Origin of the sequence: Microbacterium sp. GbtcB4 (assembly GCF_019091465.1) — a bacterium.
Classification (GTDB): domain Bacteria; phylum Actinomycetota; class Actinomycetes; order Actinomycetales; family Microbacteriaceae; genus Microbacterium; species Microbacterium paraoxydans.
In genome coordinates, this window is the sequence record NZ_JAGXJJ010000478.1 from 1 (window position 1) to 240 (window position 240).

At 74.2% G+C, this 240-nt stretch carries 1 pseudogene; it reads left to right on the top strand.

The annotated features are described in order from the left end of the window. A pseudogene (locus KVS71_RS18535) lies at positions 1-240 on the top strand (cytidylate kinase); the annotation flags it as partial.

Sequence of the window (240 nt, forward strand, 5' to 3'; positions counted from 1 at the left end):
CCCGAGGTGCGGGCCGCCCGCCCCGCGGGCGAGCTCGCCGGGGAGAACCCCCCCGCCGTCGCGGACGCGCTGCGCAAGCGTGACGCCGCCGGCAGTGCCGTCGTCGACTTCCTCAACGCCGCGGAAGGCGTGGGGGTCGTCGACTCGTCCGCACTCGATTTCCCCCAGACCATCGACGCCGTCCCCTCCGTGGTCGAACGACTCCTAGGGGCAGACCGGGGCTGCCGAGGAATACGAGGG